The sequence below is a fragment of the Neptuniibacter sp. QD29_5 genome, from assembly GCF_047778125.1.
In the GTDB taxonomy this organism is placed as follows: domain Bacteria; phylum Pseudomonadota; class Gammaproteobacteria; order Pseudomonadales; family Balneatricaceae; genus Neptuniibacter.
In genome coordinates this window covers 482,237-499,903 of record NZ_CP180556.1, presented here as the reverse complement: position 1 = coordinate 499,903, position 17,667 = coordinate 482,237, and the positions used below count along the sequence as shown (strand labels likewise).

Below are 17,667 nucleotides of genomic sequence, written 5' to 3'. Positions count from 1 at the left end.
AAGTAGATGTTAAAAAAGTACCTTGCGCCTATGCTGTGTCTATTCTTAGCGGGCTGTAGCTTACAAAAAACGCAGATACCTACAACCAGCGATATTTCTTGGGAAACTCGTCAAAGTCTGCTTAAAGATATATCTGATTGGGAAGCTAGCGGCAAGATAGGCATTCGCACACCCGAGGACAGCCAATCAGCCAGTTTAAAATGGCTACAAGAAGGCTCTGATTATCAGATAGATATACGCGGACCTTGGGGACAAGGCGGCGCATCTATTGTTGGAAACCCACAAGAAGTTATTGTTGATATTGCCGGCGAAGGAACGTTTACCGGTACAAATCCGGAACAAATCCTCCATCAACAATGGGGCTGGGCACTGCCTGTCAGTGATATTTTTTGGTGGATCAGGGGGCTACCTTCGCCTCACTCACAATACGACCAAACAATCGTAGATGAGAGACTTGCACAATTAACCCAACAAGATTGGAAAATTGAGTATCTTCGCTATAACCAACAAACACCTGCGCTGCCTACTAAAATGCATTTGCAGTACCGTGATTTGAAAGTCACCATTGTGATTAAAACTTGGATAAAACTGTAGTCAGCAGGAAATACCCAAACATTAATTTCAATCTCTCATAGCCATCACAAAAAGCCTGCTATTACAGTCTAAATTCTAGTAGCGCCTCCCCCTGCTTTAGTTTGACTTTTAACCACGAGTCTTGGATAATCTGCGCCTCTTTCAACGGGAGGCCGGTCCTCCAAGAGGAATAATGTTGGGGTATCGCCAAGCGGTAAGGCACTGGATTCTGATTCCAGTATGCGGAGGTTCGAATCCTCCTACCCCAGCCAAATGCCTATGAACGGTTCCCGATCTACAGATTCCGAACAAATTACAATCGAAAAGGTGCACGCCGTGTCCAAGATGATGGTCTTCACCGGCAACGCTAACCCTGATCTGGCGAGAAAAGTAGTTGATCGCCTAGATATTCCTATGGGTAAAGCGAATGTTGGTCGTTTTAGTGATGGCGAAGTAAGCGTTGAGATTCAGGAAAACGTACGTGGTAAAGACGTATTTATTATCCAGTCTACTTGCGCGCCAACTAACGACAACTTGATGGAGCTTATTGTACTAGCCGACGCTCTTCGTCGAGCTTCTGCTTCACGTATCACAGCTGTTGTACCTTACTTCGGCTATGCACGTCAGGATCGACGTCCACGCTCTGCTCGTGTACCTATCACTGCAAAAGTTGTTGCAGATATGATGGATGCTATCGGCATTGACCGCGTACTGACAGTTGACCTACACGCTGACCAGATTCAGGGCTTCTTCTCTGTACCTGTAGATAACGTTTACGGCTCACCTGTCCTACTCGACGACATCGTTGATCAGGAATACGACAACATCCTAGTTGTTTCTCCGGACGTTGGTGGTGTAGTTCGTGCCCGCGCAGTAGCTAAGCAACTTGATTGCGACCTAGCAATCATCGACAAGCGTCGTGAGCGTGCTAACGAATCTCAAGTTATGAATATCATTGGTGATGTTGAAGGCCGTACTTGCGTACTGGTTGATGACATGTGTGATACTGCCGGCACGCTTTGTAAAGCAGCTAAGGCACTTAAAGATAACGGTGCTGCACGCGTTGTAGCTTACGCGACTCACGCCGTTCTTTCTGGTCCAGCAGTAAGCAACATCACTAATTCTGATCTAGATGAATTTGTTGTAACAGATACGATTCCACTGTCTGAATCTGCATCTAAGTGCGACAAAATTCGTCAGCTAACACTGGCTCCGCTTCTAGCTGAAGCTGTACGCCGTGTTTGCAATGAAGAATCCATCAGCGCGATGTTCCGTTAAGGACAACGTACTGATATAGCAACTTACTCAATTACGAGTAAGTTTTTCCACCCTCGGGTGATTGCTGCAAAGCCTGGTCGCAAGGTTTTGCAGCTTATTTATTTAAAGGTATTAAAAATGTCTAACTTTGTAGTTAATGCAGTAGCGCGTGCTGACGAAGGGAAAGGTGCGAGCCGCCGCCTACGTCGCGAAGGTCTAGTTCCTGGTATCGTTTTCGGTGGTGACAAGCGTAAGAAGCCTGCTTCTATCTCTGTTCCAAACAACGAACTAGTTAAAATGATCGAAGACGATGCTTTCTTCTCTTCTATCCTTACTTTGTCTTTGGACGGTAAAGAAGAGCAAGTGATCATCAAAGATCTACAACGTCACCCAGCTAAGCCTGTTGTACTGCACGCTGACTTCCAGCGTATTACTAAATCCAACAAGATCAAAATCACTGTTCCTGTTGTATTTGCTAACTTCGAGAAGTCTCCAGCATCTAAAGCTGCTTGCAAGTTCGCTGCAGAAAAGAACACTGTTGAAGTTCTTTGCCTACCAGCTAACCTGCCAGAAAGCCTAACTGTTGATCTAGCTGCTTGTGATTCTGACCAGGTTCTTCACCTGTCTGACATCACTCTTCCTGAAGGCGTTGAGATTGTTTCTCTACGTCGTGGCGGTGACCACGATCAGGGTATCGGTTACGTATACGCGCCTCGCGGCAGCAAGTAATCGGTACAAGCATCCAGCATGAAAGACAAGATCCAGCTCATCGTTGGCTTGGGTAATCCAGGCGATAAGTATGCGCAAACCCGTCACAATGCTGGTGCTGAGTTTGTCGAGCAGCTTGCTGCTCGACATCTCGCTCCCCTAAAGCCCGAAAAGAAGTACCACGGGCTCTACTCTAAAGCTCAGATTGGAAACCAAGTGATTCACCTTTTGGTTCCTACCACGTTTATGAATCTGAGTGGCCAAGCTGTTGCAGCATTGGCAAGCTTCTACAAAATACCACCCGAAGCGATTTTAGTCGCTCATGATGAACTCGATATTCCACCAGGCATTGCGAAATTTAAGCAAGGTGGCGGTCATGGTGGTCATAATGGTTTGCGCGACATCATTAGCAAACTAGGTAACAACAAAAATTTCTACCGTTTACGTCTTGGCATTGGCCACCCTGGTCACAGCAGCCAAGTAAGCGGTTTTGTTCTGAAAAAAGCTCCAGCTAAAGAACGTGATGCCACAATGGCAGCTATCGATGAAGCTGAACGTTATTTGGAGCTTGCTATCGCCGGTGACTGGAACAAAGCGATGAACCAGTTACACAGTTTTTCAGCCAGCTAGATTACTCACAGGATTCAATCATGGGTTTTAAATGCGGTATTGTAGGCCTACCTAACGTAGGTAAATCGACTCTTTTCAATGCGCTAACAAAAAACGGCATTGCGGCAGAAAACTTTCCATTCTGCACCATTGAGCCGAATGCAGGCACAGTATCTATGCCTGACCCGCGTTTAGACAAACTTACAGCGATTGTGAATCCAGAACGCACAATTCCAACAGCGATGGAATTCGTAGATATTGCTGGCCTTGTCGCAGGCGCTTCTAAAGGTGAAGGCCTTGGTAATAAATTCTTGGCAAACATCCGCGAAACAGACGCAATTGCTCACGTTGTACGTTGTTTCGAAGATGAAAACGTCATCCACGTTGCCAACAAGATTGATCCACTGTCTGATATCGAAACAATCAACCTTGAGCTAGCACTTGCTGATTTAGAATCCTGTGAAAAACAGCTTCAACGCATCCAGAAGCTAGCAAAAGGCGGCGATAAAGAAGCGGTGGCTCAAAAAGCGATGCTTGAACGAGTAATTCCTCATCTAGAAGAAGGCAAGCCCGTTCGAGGTTTAGGTCTTGATGAAGATGAGATGAAAATCGTTAAAGGCTTCCACCTTCTTACCGTAAAACCAACAATGTACATTGCGAATGTTGATGAAGATGGTTTTGAAGACAACGCTCACCTAGATACAGTTAAAGAGCTAGCGGCATCAGAAAATGCCGGCGTAGTAGTGGTATGCAACAAGCTGGAAGCTGAGATCTCTGAATTAGATGATGAAGAACGTGATGAGTTCCTAGCGGACTTAGGTATGGAAGAGCCTGGCTTAGACCGCGTAATTCGCGCTGGTTACGAATTGCTTGGTCTACAAACCTACTTTACTGCGGGTGTGCAGGAAGTGCGCGCATGGACAGTTAAAGTCGGCGCAACAGCCCCACAAGCAGCGGGTGTTATCCACACAGACTTTGAAAAAGGTTTCATCCGTGCCGAAGTAGTAAGCTACGATGACTTTGTCGAGCATAATGGTGAAAATGGCGCGAAAGACGCTGGTCGCTGGAGACTTGAAGGTAAAGATTACATCGTTCAAGACGGCGATGTAGTGCATTTCCGCTTCAACGTTTAAACAGACAACTGTACAAAAAAAAACCGGCTTTTATAGCCGGTTTTTTTTATTCAAAAATTCCTGAAATTTCATGCAGTAATCTATTGACACCCCCGCCCGAAAGTAGAATAATGCGCGCCTCTGAGACGTGGCAATATAGCTCAGTTGGTTAGAGCATCGCATTCATAATGCGAGGGTCGCAGGTTCGAGTCCCGCTATTGCCACCATGTTTCAGTCTATGCTGGGGTATCGCCAAGCGGTAAGGCAACGGGTTTTGATCTCGTCATGCGGAGGTTCGAATCCTCCTACCCCAGCCACTATTGAGCTTAACTCTCCGAGTTAATCTGAGTGGCAATATAGCTCAGTTGGTTAGAGCATCGCATTCATAATGCGAGGGTCGCAGGTTCGAGTCCCGCTATTGCCACCATGCTCTATAAAAGAAAGTGTGCTCAAATCTTAGTTGGGGTATCGCCAAGCGGTAAGGCAACGGGTTTTGATCTCGTCATGCGGAGGTTCGAATCCTCCTACCCCAGCCACTTTCTTCTTACCTCATAGTACAAACAATACTTTTGTGGGTATTGAGCGGATTATCCTTACTCACATCCATTTCAAAACATTATCCATAGCTTTTTCTATTTCCTTGCTTAAAACTGAGTATTCATTTTAGCTAAGCTCAAAATTTGGCTATCTTCATTCTGATCACTTTTATCCTCTATAATTAATATTCAACATTAACGAACATTGCTTGGATATCAAGCAACACCTAATTAATGCAATTTTTTAAGTTATATATTCAATTGAATTCATATATTCTCTGTCTATAAGGATTTAGCGAGCAGGAGATAGTTCAGGCATGTCTGAAGTTATTGATATTGACGGTAACGCGCTATTAGAGAAATACGGTACTGGCCAACAGACTCGTAAACAACGCCTGAGAAAAAATGTTCAGCTTCTATTCCTTGGCCTTAGCGCTGAAGAAACTGCTCCACTAATAACGCTTCTACGAACTTCACGTATTTCCCCTCGCGGTAAACAGGTTAATACTGAACAAGAGTTCTTAGATGCTCTAGGTGAGCGCTCATGGGATCTTATTCTTTGCACTATCGATAGAGGGGACTTTACTTCAAAGCTTGCTATAAGCCATTTAAAGCGTTTAGACAAAGACATCCCTGTTATCCAAATCATCCCGAGCTCGGACAGCCAGTTGTTGTTACAAGGGCTTAAAAACCATATTCAAGCAGTGGTTCCCTTAGATGAGAAAGAGCTCGTCTTAATCAATGTACGCAGAGAATTGGATCAGCTCGATTACCGTAGACGTTTACGTAAAGCAGAAGCTGCTTTGGCTGAAGCCGAAAAGCGTTCACAGCAGTTAATGGATAGCTCACGACACCCGATTATTTGCTGCGACTACCAAAAAATAGTCTATTGCAATGATAGTTTTTTAGAACAGTTTGGTTTGGACTCTAAGAAAAAAGCTATTCACAAATCCCTAATAGATTTCTTTGTGCTTGATGATCGCGCAGAGCTTGCCGAACAACTGAATTCCCTCGAAGAAACTAATGCCGGGGACCTACTCCTGCAGTTCGTAGCGCAACGTAGTGATCATTCAGAATTTACCGCCAATATGGAGCTTTCACGCTCAGACTATAACGGCTCTGTTATTACACGTGTTCTGTTCCATATCGATGAAAGCAGCAACCACCATTTACTTAGTAAAGACTTAGATTTTGTATCCGGTTTGTTCAATAAAGATTATCTGGACAGACAACTTGAACAAACCACACAAAGAGCTCTTCGAGGCGGTAATGATCAATGCCTAATATATATAGAACTTGATCAAATTGAAGCTATTAAGAACAAGTTTAGCCATGAAGGTAGCGATCAACTTATTCGAGACATATCTTCTCTATTAAGTAAAAAGGTAAATAAAGCGCACCTATTAACACACCCAGCAGATAATGCGTTTGCCATTATATTTAATGATCCAAATATAAAAACGGCAGAGAATTTTGCTGAGCAACTACGCACAAAAATTGCCAACATTCATTCCAGTGTCTCAGGCGTGGATGTGCAATCAACCTGCTCTATTGGCTTAGTTGCGATTACCGATAGCACACCTCCACCTATCGAACTACTTAACAGAGCCAAAGCTACAATCTATGCCTTACGCAAAGATACTCCGCATGGTGATGGTGTGCGGGTTCATATTCCTGAAGCAGCGTTATCGGAACAAGCAGAAGATGAATTTGACCAATTACGTAAAGCAGTAGAGAACAATCAGTTTAAGCTCCTCTTCCAACCAATTGTTAACTTAACAGCGGAAGATCAAACTCACCATCACTATGAAGCTTTACTTCGCTTAGTGAATGATGAAGAAGACGAGCTATCTCCTAATGATTTCATGAGTGCTATAAGCGATCCAGAAACAGCGTTTAAAGTTGATCGTTGGGTGATTGAGAAAAGTATTAAACAGCTTAAGAAAACATTAAATCAAGAGCATAAGAATGTCATTTTCATCAATTTATCAGCTCATACTTTAGGTGATCAAAAGCTCTTAACCTGGTTATCTAGTATCCTACGAAAAAATAATATCCCTGCAGAAAGGCTCGTCTTCCAGATCAGTGAATCCGATATATCCATTGCACCAAAACAGGCCCATAGCTTCGTAGAAAAGTTAGTCAGTATTCACAGTCGTATTTGCATAAAACATTTTGGCAGCGTACCAAACTCGCAAAATATGCTCTCAACTATTCATTCAGACTTTATTAAATTGGATGGAGCATATATCCCTGAATTAGGATCTGACCCAGAGCAAGATGAAGAGTTCTATAGCATGGTGCAACAACTAAACAGTCTAGGAAAGACATCTATAGCTCCGCTTGTGGAAAACACAAAGACAATGGCTAACCTGTGGAAAGCAGGTATCGACTATGTCCAGGGCTACTACCTCCAGCCCCCAAGGGAAAATATGGATTACGACTTCTTTCCCGAATAATAAAAAAGCCGCTAACAAGCGGCTTTTTTAATGCTTTTACTTTTTAACGGTGTCGCGGTCTCTGAAACCAATTAGATACAAAATACCATCAAGACCTAAAGTTGAGATGGCTTGTTTTGCACTTTCGCGAACTAAAGGTTTAGCGCGAAATGCGATGCCTAATCCAGCGATGGACAGCATTGGTAGATCGTTCGCACCATCGCCAACCGCAATTGTCTGTTCTAAGCTAACACCTTCTTTTTCAGCTATTTCACGTAAAAGTTCCGCTTTACGTTCGCCATTAACAACTGTGCCTTTAACTTCACCTGTAACTTTACCATCAGCATCTATATCAAGCTCATTAGCATAAACGTAATCAAAACCAAGCTTCTTTTGCAGATGGGAAGCAAAGTAGTTAAAACCGCCAGATAAGATAGCCGTTTTAAAACCAAGCGCCTTCAAGTTTGATACCAGCTCTTCCGCACCTTCAGTCATAGGTAGACGTTCCGCAATTTGATCCAACACCGATACATCTAAGCCTTTCAATAGAGCCATTCTACGCTTGAAACTCTCGTTGAAATCAATCTCGCCACGCATAGCCGCTTCGGTTATCTCAGATACCTGATCACCAACACCAGCTTCTTTAGCTAGCTCATCGATAACTTCCGCTTCAATCAAAGTGGAATCCATATCAAATACAACTAAACGGCGATTACGTCGGTAGATGTTATCCTCCTGAAAGGCGATATCTACATCAAGATCACTTGCTGTATTCAGGAATTCCGCTTTAAGTTTTTCTGCATCAGCGGGTGCACCTCGTACAGAAAATTCCACACACGCTTTGGTCTGGTCAGAGGTTTCATCTAAACTGATACGCCCCGACAAGCGATTAATATTATCAATATTCAGCCCATGGCTCGCTGCAATTTCTGTTACTCGAGCAATATGTCTCGAACTTAATTTGCGAGAGAGTAACGTAATGATGTGACGAGATTTACCCTGCCCTTCAACCCAGTGCTCATAGTTATCTTCTTCCACAGGCTGAAAACGGATATTCATATTAAGCTCATGCGCTTTAAAAAGAATATCTCTTAACAGTGGTGATGACTCAGCAGATTTAGGTACCTCAATTAAGATACCTAAAGACAAAGTATCGTGGATCACTGCCTGACCAATATCTAATATATTAATCTCAAACTGCGCCAAAATATTTGTGATTGCCGAAGTCACTCCCGGCTTATCTTCACCGGAAATATTAAGCAAAATAATCTCTTTCATTGAAAGGGTTCCAAAGGGATCTTTAGTTGCTGGCGATTATAACAAAGCCAGGTTGCAGGGCCTACACATCATTCAAATTGGATATAACTCAATCAATAACATAAGAACCTAACCCACAATAGATTGATCTGACTATTATGAAATCGTTTTTATTGAAATATAATTCAACATCTATACTTTTAAGATAATTCATAAACTCTTGAACAGCAGACTGTAGTAGCTATCCTCATGAGCACCAAAGCCATCAAAGACAACGATTACGAAGTTCTAGTTGCACAATTGCAGCAGGAGATAGAGCGCCTTAATGATTTTGCAGCGCTATCGTCTGATTGGTTTTGGGAACAAGACAAAGAGTTTAGATTTATCAGCTTTTCTGGCATTGGCATCAGCCGAATGAGCCGTAATCAAATCGACTTTATTGGTCGCTGCCGCTGGGAAATGCCGATTAGTCCCGATTCATATTCTGCAATGCAGGAACATAAGGCTCTATGTAAACAACATGAGCCTTTCTATGATTTTCAGTACGATATTTTTAATGACGAAGGGCAACTACAACGCTATACCGTCAGTGGAGCACCGACGTTTGATATTGATGGTAATTTTTCAGGTTATCGAGGCATAGCCTCCAACATTACCGATCTCTATCAAGCACGAAAAGCCTTTAAAAAGACCCAACAGCAACTGTCTCAAATGATTGTTGGCAATCCTATTGCAAGCTTTGTCATCAATGAAGATCACATTATTACTCACTGGAACAAAGCCTGTGAAATATTGACGGGCATACCTGCTTCGTCAGTTATTGGCACTAAAGATTCGTGGCGTGGTTTTTATGATCACCCACGTCCGGTAATGGCCAATTTAGTACTCAATGGTGCTATAGCTAAAGATATAGAAAAACACTACGGGCATAAATTCCAGCCATCAAAACTGATTCCGGGTGCGGTTGAGGCTCAAGATTACTTTCCCCAAATGCATGATGGCCGCTGGTTATATTTCACGGCAGCCCCACTGCAAGACGAAGATGGTCAGACCATCGGCGCAATAGAAACCCTGCAAGATATAACAAGCCAAAAAGCCCAAGAAGAAAAAATAATTCATCAGGCACATTTCGATAATTTAACAGGCTTACCCAATCGATTCTTAGCACTCGACCGATTAAACCTATTGATCCAAGAAGCTGAGCGTAACAATAAAAAGCTCGCAGTTCTTTTTATCGATCTCGACGATTTTAAAAAAGTGAATGACACGCTTGGACATGCACTTGGAGATGAACTACTTATTCAAGCAGCGAATAAATTACGCTCAATGATTCGTGCCAGTGATACGATCGGACGTTTAGGGGGCGATGAATTCATCGTCCTTATCAACAACCTTGAAGATACACTTGAGGTACGCCCAATTGCAGAAAACTTGCTTAAAAGTTTCCGTGATGTTTTTAAAGTTAAAAATCGAGAACTGCTCCTAACTACTAGTATTGGTATCTCTATTTATCCTGATGATGGTACCCAGCCAGATCAACTGCTGCGAAATGCAGATTCCGCTATGTACCATTCTAAAAATGAAGGCCGTAATGCCTATCATTTTTTTACAGAAGACATGAATGCTGGGATAGAGCGTCGTTTACTGATCGAAGAGCAAATGCATGGAGCATTAGCTCGCAAAGAGTTCTATTTAAACTACCAACCCGTAATTGACACCCAATCAGAACGCATTGTAGGCGCAGAAGCCTTACTACGATGGAAAAACCCAGTATTAGGGCAAGTATCTCCCGACGAGTTCATCCCGATTGCTGAACAAACAGGTTTGATCATTCCAATTGGTTACTTTGTGTTAAAAGAAACATTGAATACCACGAAGGCCTGGACAGAACAGCTCGATTCCAATTTCAAAATTGCAGTTAACTTATCGCCGCTTCAATTTAAAGCACCTACGCTACTCAACAAGATCAAGAAATACCTTAATACTCATCAACTATCAGGCGACTGCTTGCATTTAGAGATCACTGAAGGGGTTCTATTGGGCAATCAAACCTATATTAAAAAAGCGTTTAAGGAGTTTGCTCAATTAGGCATTCAAATCTCTATGGATGACTTCGGCACAGGCTATTCCTCCCTAAATTATCTTCGTCAATACAAATTCAACACCCTAAAAATTGATCGTAGTTTCATGCAAAATTTTGAAAATGACGAAACTGCCCCAGCACTAATAGATGCAACTATAGCGATGGCACATGCTTTAGGGGTAAAAGTCATTGCGGAAGGAGTGGAAACACAGTCTCAGCGAGACTACTTAGCGGCAAAAGCGTGCAACTTCATTCAGGGGTACTTTTACAGCAAACCTTTATCACAAAAAGAATTGACTATATTGATAAGCCAACAATGACTACTTTTTAAGCTTTAGGATAGGACGTTTCGGCTTATCAGGTGTACTTTTTGGTCTGATTGCTCTGACAGCAGCTTTAGCACTATTTTTAGCTGCATACTCCATCCCTTCCCGAATCATCAAAGCCAGTTCTGGCGCCGAGAAGTCCTTATCTCCTTTAATAGATAGATCAAGCGGATTACTGAAACTACCATCCAGAACTTCAATAGAAAGACCCGACTGATGCACAATCTGGCGCCCGTCTATAGACCACATATAAAATTTCCTAAAATTAATTAACGTTCGCTACGCAATATACGTCAAGGCAGGCACAGAACCAACGGAACTAAGTAGTAAAAGATGTCATTCATTAGTCGAGCAAATATCTGAACGTCGATATTCTTTGACCCAAAGCAAGAAATCGTCTGGGGCTAACGGCTTGCTGAAGAAGTACCCTTGCACTCGATCGCAGTTCATATCCGCTAATATATTCAATTGCTGTTCAGTCTCTACACCCTCTGCAACAACTGGTAAGCCCAAACCACTACTCATACTAATTGCTGCGGAGACCAGCGCACAGTCTTCAGGATCTGATGCAATATCACGTACAAAGGTTCTATCTACCTTCAAGATATCAAATGGGTAATTTTTTAAATTACTAAGAGACGAATAACCTGTACCAAAATCATCCATAGCGATACCAATGCCAAGCAGTTTAAGCGCTTCTAACGTTCGCTTTGCTTCCGTAGGATTCCTGATCAATAATCCTTCCGTCACTTCTAAGATCAAGTGCTCAGGGTTAAGATCCGCATTATCTAACGCTTGCTCAATCACTGCACCTAAGCCCTCTCCATGTAACTGCCGAGGGGATACATTGATTGCTAACGTCAGATCATTCAATCCTTGCTCACGCCATGCAGAAATCTGCATACATGCCGTTTCTAACACCCAATTACCGATCGAAACAATCAGCCCTGTTTGCTCAGCTATTCCTATAAATTGATCTGGTGAGACCGAACCTAGTACCTCATTATTCCAACGCAGCAGAGCCTCCACCCCTACTAAATTTTTAGTTTTAGCTTCTACAATAGGCTGATAAAACAAAGACAATTCTTGTTTAGCGAGTGCAGACTTCAACTGATTTTCCACCTGCAGTCGCATCGTAAGGTTTTCATGTATCTGATGATTAAAGAACTTATACGTATTACGCCCAGCTTCCTTAGCTTCATACATCGCTAGGTCTGCATTACGTAAGAGGATAGCTCCATCCTCACCGTCTTCAGGATAAATGGATAAACCAATGCTAGGGGTAACAGCTAAACTATGGCCTGCAAGTTCAAACGTTTCGGAAAAAGCATGTCTAATTTTTTCTAACACAGGAAAACAATCAGCCTGTTCCGATATTACGGGCATAACAATTAAGAATTCATCACCTCCCAAGCGCGCAACAACATCTGACTCTCTAACTGTATTTAATAGCCTTGAAGCAGCCATGATTAATAACTGGTCACCAATATCATGCCCTAGAGAGTCATTCACATTTTTAAAACCATCAAGGTCGATAAACATCACAGCTAATTTATGCTGCAGTCGACGGGCATTACTTACCCCTTGTGCTAATCGATCCATTCCAAGCGTTCTGTTTGGCAACTCAGTCAATGCATCATAACTAGCTTGATATAATAACCTCTGCTCCTGCTCACGACGCTCGGTAATATCTTCCTTAATAATCAAATAATGAGTGACACCCAAAGCACTGGTCATCACTGGGGATAGATGAACAAATTCCCAGCAGTTTTCGCCCGACTGTTTCAGAGAGCACAACTCACCAGCCCATTCTTTATCGCTATTAAGAGCTTGTGAAAAATCATTAAATGAAGTTTTAGTGGTATGCTTTTTATTAATAAAAGACACTGCACTTTGATCAAGCAACTCTTCTTCTAAAAAACCAGATGCTTGCACAACAGCGTCATTCACATACTCAATTATCCCTTTGGCATTAGTGATGATGATACTCACAGGAGTTTGAGATACCGCAAGGGAAAGAATTTTTAATTCTTGCTGAATTTTAGCCCGCTCTATGACTTCTTCACGAAGCTTCAGATTTGATTCATTTAATTCTTTTGTTCGCTCTCTAACTCGCTCCTCCAATAATAAGCGAGCTTGAGTTAGGGCCGCTTGTCGATCTGCAAGCTTCTGCTGCATCGCATTGAAGGATCGTGCCAAGGCTGTTAATTCATCATGCCCCACCACATCGACTTCGTGTTCAAGATCACCACTAGCGATTCTAGAAAACGCCTCACGCATTCGACTCAAACGCAAAGCCAGATAGCGTGAAAATATGATCATTAAGATGATAGCAATCAGCATCCCCAACACTGAAATCATCAAAAAACGTTGCTGTTGAGTTTCCAACTCTGTAACTGCGCTATTAATAAAGCCATCCGTTGTAACCTCAATCTGGGTTACAAGGACCTCTAAATCCCTAGCAATAACATTAAATCGAGGTTGAGATTCGTACTGAGACAGCCTGAAAGCCTCTGCAATCTGTCCATCTACCGCAGATTGGATAACGTGATTAAGAGTAGATTGTAGGCGCTGCCAATTATCATCGATGGACTTAATCTGCCTATCATTTCCATACCCAAATTCTTCAACAAAGGTACGCCAATTAAGTTCAAACAACTGAATATCAGCCGCTAATTTTTCTGATGCCGCCGTAAGGGCAAAAAAATCACTCTCTACATGTAAATTAACTTCGGTAACCCGAATACGATAGATTAATGATTGAAGAGAATTGACTTGAACTAAGGGCTTTACCGCTTGCGTCTTAATTTCCGTCTGTTGCTTAGTAGAGCGCTGTACGATCTGATTAGCAACTGACAATAAAATTCCAACAAATAGCGCCATTAAAACGACACCAAATAGTAATTTACGCTGAATAGTTAGCTGATGCTTTTTACTATCGATAAGAGCCAAAATAATCCTTACTGGACAGTTGGAAATAACGCTTTCATTTTAAGCCAATATTTAATCTGCTGCTCTCGACCATATTGCTCTGTTATTCGCTCCCATTCTTGAGCAGTAGCACGCATTGCCTCTGTTGCAGACTTCTTGCCCTGTGAGGCAAGGAATAGTTGTTTATTCAGAGCAGCAATATACTCTCTATCACCTGGCAGCCCAGTCCCTGCAGGAACAGTTACAGGCATATCTTTGAGAGCTACCTCTAATACATTCATACCGTACGTAGCCTGAATCGCCTTCGATTCAAAGTGATTCATTCTGTAAGGGTCTGCAAAACCTCCTTTTTCAGATAAAGCTATCTCGGATATATCTGGGTCGGTTAGCCACATAGCAAATAGAAAAGCTAACTCCTTATTCTGAGCAGTACTCGGTATAACAAGGTTATTACCATAGATAAGCGTAGTACGGTGATTAACTTTATTACCAATTTTTGTTCCAGGCATTGGTACAACAATATACTTCCCACGAACTTTAGAATGAGGAGAATTAAATATTTTCGCCCCAGCAAGCGTAATGATGGTCGAATAACCTTTACCACTCATGAAAATAGGTAACGTATAGGTATAGTTACTAGTTTGATTAAGAATATCAGGGGGAGAATAAGGTAACGTAGCTAAGTAACTCTCAGTTGCGGCGACACCCGCATCACTTTCTATCAATGGCTTCATATTGTCATCAAATAGGAATTGATTAGGATAACCTTGAGATACATACCGAGGCATCCAAAACATCCACGCAGAAGCCTCATCCCTCTGTTCTACAGAACCATAAAAACCTTTATCCGGCTGATGGAAGAACTCAATATGCCTTTGGTACTCTGACCATGTAACCGGTACTTTCAATGGTTCATTAAACTGATGTTGGTAAGACTGTTGATTCTCTGGGTTTTCCAGTAAATCTTGACGAAGATATAACAAAGCGATGTCGCCATCTGCGGGGATAGCAACAGGAGTACCCGCATATAAAGCTTGTTTTTGCGGCATTAAAAAGGGGCTTTTTGAGGCTCCGACTAATTCAAAACCAAACCTATCAATCAGAGCCGACAAGTCAACAATCAAATTATTGTGATATAGATCGGCATATTCTCTATTTCGCGCGACAGTTAAATCTATATCTGTATGATTCTTTATATATTCAATTGAAGCTTGTTGAGGCATTGTTTTCGCATCAATTAGTATACCTGTCTCTACTTCCCACCTATTTTTTAAATCGTGATTCTGACCTAAAAAATTAGCGATATTCCCCTGCTTTGCCACCAATCGTATGACCGAGTCAGATGCTATACTTCCTTGAGCTACCAGCGTTTTTACACCTTCAATCGCTTTATCAGCTTGCTCTCCTGCAATCGCTAACACCGACACTAGTGTAAGGGAAATTATATAAGCAAAGGATCTAAAAACGGATTTCAACTCTCAACCCTCTAGTTTAATTGCTCTACACATAAAGTTATCATAGATAACCCAATAAGTTTGACTGCATTAGTTAACAATGAGTTGGATACTAGAGAACAATGGCTTCATTATTGAAGCTATCATTATGGGAATAATTATTGTGTATGTTGGGCTTAAAATCTAATTCCAATAACCGATACCCCTCGTTAGTTTCGAAAACCTAAGCTCATACGCTTTTATAGGATGTACTCGCATGATTTATGGCAAAGTAACGAAACAATCAAAATATTTAATTACCCCAGTTGTATTTGCCACCGCTTTAAATGCTTTCGCACAAGATCAATCCGAATTACCTGACTTCACCGAAGAAGATATCTTTATTGATATTCCACAAGTAATTTCTGCGACACATCTTTCACAAAAACTAACAGAAGCGCCTGCTGCTATCACAATTATCGATCAGGACATGATCGAAGCTTCTGGTGCAGTAAATATTCCAGACCTGTTTCGTTTAGTACCTGGTATGCAAGTGTTTCACGTAAACACCAATAAAATGGGAGTTACTTACCACGGTATGACCGATGACTTCCCTTCACGTATGGAGGTAATGATCAACGGCCGCTCAATATATATCCCTTTGCTATCTACTGTAGTCTGGGAAACCGTTGGGATAACGGTAGCTGATATTGACCATATCGAAGTCGTTCGAGGCTCTAACGTACCTACCCATGGTTCGAATGCCTTTCTAGGCGCAATAAATATCATTACTAAATCTCCTGTAGCAGAATCAGGAACGGCTGTTAAAACAACAACCGGCGCACTTGGTACAAAGAATATTACCGCTCGCCATTCAAATACCCTTTCAAATATCAGTTATACCCTCTCTGCCGGAAGCGAGAAAAATGATGGTAGCGACTATTATGATGATGGTGCCTATAACAAATTTATCACTCTATCTGGATCAATAACCCCTAACCTCTCCGACACTATCCATTTCGATATTGGCGCAACCAAAGGTTATGCCTACCGTGGAGATTCAGATAAAACTGACCTTCAAAAAGCAGGCTTTACTCCCAGAGATCATCTATCTAGCTTTCAAGATATACGTTGGAGCCGTGTGCTAGACGATCAGTCCGAACTCCAATTACGCTATAGCCATAACTACTTAAAACTTGATACTGTAAATTTCACAGCTGAAGAGCTAGTGGCCAATGGCGATGCTGGCCCCTTCAATGTAGCTCAAGTAGAAGCAATTCTTGCAGCTAATTATGGAAGTATTGCTCCAAAAGATACTGAACGTGGCACTGTACAAACCCATGAATTAGGCTTTTTATATACAACAAATCCGTCGGATAATATTAGTGCGGTCATTGGCAGCAACCTGATACACGAACGAGTTAAAAGTAACGTGTTGCTTCAGTATCCTGATAAAGATTGGATCCATGGTAACCGTTTGCAGCTTTTTGGTAATGTGCAATACAAAGCAACAGACAAAATAACATTGAATGCTGGCGCTATGTTTGAGGAGAGTACCTTCGTAGGTGGTGCAACATCTTATAGAGCAGCAGTCAATTATGCTTTAACAGAGGCATCAACATTAAGAACAGCATTCTCCCATGCTCATCGAATGCCATCCCTGCTAGAGACTAATCGACGCGCACTTATTGATTACAGCGTATTAATCCCTAATACAATAGATTTGCTTAATTTACCTAGACATCTTGATTCGGAAGAAATCAATTCATTTGAAATAGGTTTCTTTCACCTCTGGCCAGAACATAACAGCCATTTTGATCTCAGAGTTTTCCATGAAGATATAAATAGTGCGACAATACGCAGTACAAGAATAGATCCAGACCCTATAGATACAGTAGATGGGAAATACGATATCGGGATGAACAACTCAGAATGGACCAATCAAGGCGCAGAGGTCCAATTCAAATATACATCCCCTTCACCTCATAAAAATACTGTACTGCTAAATTATAGCTACAACCAAACACGAGGTATTTGGAACCGCGGTGCATACCCAGAAGCCGACCCAAGGATCGTACCACTTAATCCTGTATCCCCTCTGCATACCGCATCAGTATTACTATCTACTAAGCCTACAAATAGCAGTTTACTATCATTATCTCAGTACTATATGGATCACGCAGAGTGGATTGAGGGCTTTAGTGACAAAAACAGTGGCCGTACGAACTACACACGTACAGACATGAAAATATCGAATAGTTTCCAGCTAGATATGAATAGTAAACTGGAAGTATCCCTCATCGTTCAGAATCTGTTCGATAAAGAGTATGCAGAATTCTATTCAAACAATATTTTTGGACGTCGGACATACCTACAAATGGGGCTGGCGTTCTAACCTAAATAG

Annotated in this window: 12 protein-coding genes and 5 tRNA genes; 13 read left to right on the top strand and 4 right to left on the bottom strand. The window is 42.0% G+C overall.

The window, feature by feature from the left end; genetic code table 11:
- Positions 1 to 6: 6 nt before the first annotated feature.
- The 11 genes from lolB (at position 7) to ACMXYR_RS02105 (ending at position 7,254) form a co-directional block, all read left to right on the top strand.
- Positions 7 to 594: a lipoprotein insertase outer membrane protein LolB gene (lolB, locus tag ACMXYR_RS02155; RefSeq protein ID WP_415902717.1), complete on the top strand. Its 588-nt coding sequence runs from the start codon at positions 7 to 9 to the stop codon at positions 592 to 594.
- A gap of 176 nt (positions 595 to 770) precedes the next feature.
- Positions 771 to 845: transfer RNA gene (locus tag ACMXYR_RS02150), tRNA-Gln, on the top strand.
- Between the two features lie 64 nt (positions 846 to 909).
- Positions 910 to 1,851, top strand: a complete 942-nt coding sequence (locus ACMXYR_RS02145) for a ribose-phosphate pyrophosphokinase (RefSeq protein WP_415883375.1) — start codon at positions 910 to 912, stop codon at positions 1,849 to 1,851.
- Between the two features lie 117 nt (positions 1,852 to 1,968).
- Positions 1,969 to 2,559 (top strand): 50S ribosomal protein L25/general stress protein Ctc, encoded by a 591-nt coding sequence (locus ACMXYR_RS02140; RefSeq protein WP_415902716.1) that lies wholly within the window; start codon positions 1,969 to 1,971, stop codon positions 2,557 to 2,559.
- Positions 2,560 to 2,577: 18 nt separating this feature from the next.
- Positions 2,578 to 3,168, top strand: coding sequence for an aminoacyl-tRNA hydrolase (gene pth, locus ACMXYR_RS02135; RefSeq protein ID WP_415883373.1), 591 nt, complete (start codon positions 2,578 to 2,580; stop codon positions 3,166 to 3,168).
- A gap of 20 nt (positions 3,169 to 3,188) precedes the next feature.
- Complete coding sequence (gene ychF / locus ACMXYR_RS02130) at positions 3,189 to 4,280, top strand: redox-regulated ATPase YchF (protein WP_415900014.1); 1,092 nt, start codon at positions 3,189 to 3,191, stop codon at positions 4,278 to 4,280.
- 129 nt (positions 4,281 to 4,409) lie between these two features.
- Positions 4,410 to 4,486, top strand: a tRNA-Met gene (locus tag ACMXYR_RS02125).
- 15 nt (positions 4,487 to 4,501) lie between these two features.
- Positions 4,502 to 4,576 (top strand) — tRNA-Gln (locus tag ACMXYR_RS02120).
- A gap of 33 nt (positions 4,577 to 4,609) precedes the next feature.
- A tRNA-Met gene (locus ACMXYR_RS02115) sits at positions 4,610 to 4,686 on the top strand.
- A 34-nt stretch (positions 4,687 to 4,720) separates the two neighbouring features.
- Positions 4,721 to 4,795: transfer RNA gene (locus ACMXYR_RS02110), tRNA-Gln, on the top strand.
- Between the two features lie 317 nt (positions 4,796 to 5,112).
- On the top strand, positions 5,113 to 7,254 hold the full coding sequence (locus ACMXYR_RS02105; protein ID WP_415902715.1) for an EAL domain-containing protein: 2,142 nt from the start codon (positions 5,113 to 5,115) through the stop codon (positions 7,252 to 7,254).
- 36 nt (positions 7,255 to 7,290) lie between these two features.
- On the opposite strand, the gene serB is transcribed toward ACMXYR_RS02105, so the two are convergent.
- The gene (gene serB / locus ACMXYR_RS02100) at positions 7,291 to 8,511 is read right to left on the bottom strand and encodes a phosphoserine phosphatase SerB (protein WP_415902714.1); all 1,221 of its coding nucleotides are present in this window, start codon (positions 8,509 to 8,511) and stop codon (positions 7,291 to 7,293) included.
- Between the two features lie 228 nt (positions 8,512 to 8,739).
- On the opposite strand from serB, the gene ACMXYR_RS02095 reads away from it, so the two are divergent.
- On the top strand, positions 8,740 to 10,893 hold the full coding sequence (locus tag ACMXYR_RS02095) for an EAL and GGDEF domain-containing protein (protein ID WP_415902713.1): 2,154 nt from the start codon (positions 8,740 to 8,742) through the stop codon (positions 10,891 to 10,893).
- Here ACMXYR_RS02095 and ACMXYR_RS02090 read toward each other — a convergent pair whose 3' ends face one another.
- From ACMXYR_RS02090 to ACMXYR_RS02080, 3 genes are all read right to left on the bottom strand, one after another.
- Positions 10,894 to 11,148 carry a hypothetical protein gene (locus ACMXYR_RS02090; protein ID WP_415902712.1) on the bottom strand — a complete coding sequence of 85 codons (255 nt, stop codon included), beginning with the start codon at positions 11,146 to 11,148 and terminating at the stop codon, positions 10,894 to 10,896. It abuts the gene before it with no gap.
- 87 nt (positions 11,149 to 11,235) lie between these two features.
- The gene (locus ACMXYR_RS02085; protein ID WP_415902711.1) at positions 11,236 to 13,851 is read right to left on the bottom strand and encodes an EAL domain-containing protein; all 2,616 of its coding nucleotides are present in this window, start codon (positions 13,849 to 13,851) and stop codon (positions 11,236 to 11,238) included.
- A gap of 8 nt (positions 13,852 to 13,859) precedes the next feature.
- Complete coding sequence (locus tag ACMXYR_RS02080) at positions 13,860 to 15,305, bottom strand: extracellular solute-binding protein (RefSeq protein ID WP_415902710.1); 1,446 nt, start codon at positions 15,303 to 15,305, stop codon at positions 13,860 to 13,862.
- Between the two features lie 235 nt (positions 15,306 to 15,540).
- Between ACMXYR_RS02080 and ACMXYR_RS02075 the strand changes: the two genes are divergently transcribed.
- Positions 15,541 to 17,658: a TonB-dependent receptor plug domain-containing protein gene (locus ACMXYR_RS02075; RefSeq protein WP_415902709.1), complete on the top strand. Its 2,118-nt coding sequence runs from the start codon at positions 15,541 to 15,543 to the stop codon at positions 17,656 to 17,658.
- The last annotated feature ends 9 nt before the right edge of the window (positions 17,659 to 17,667 follow it).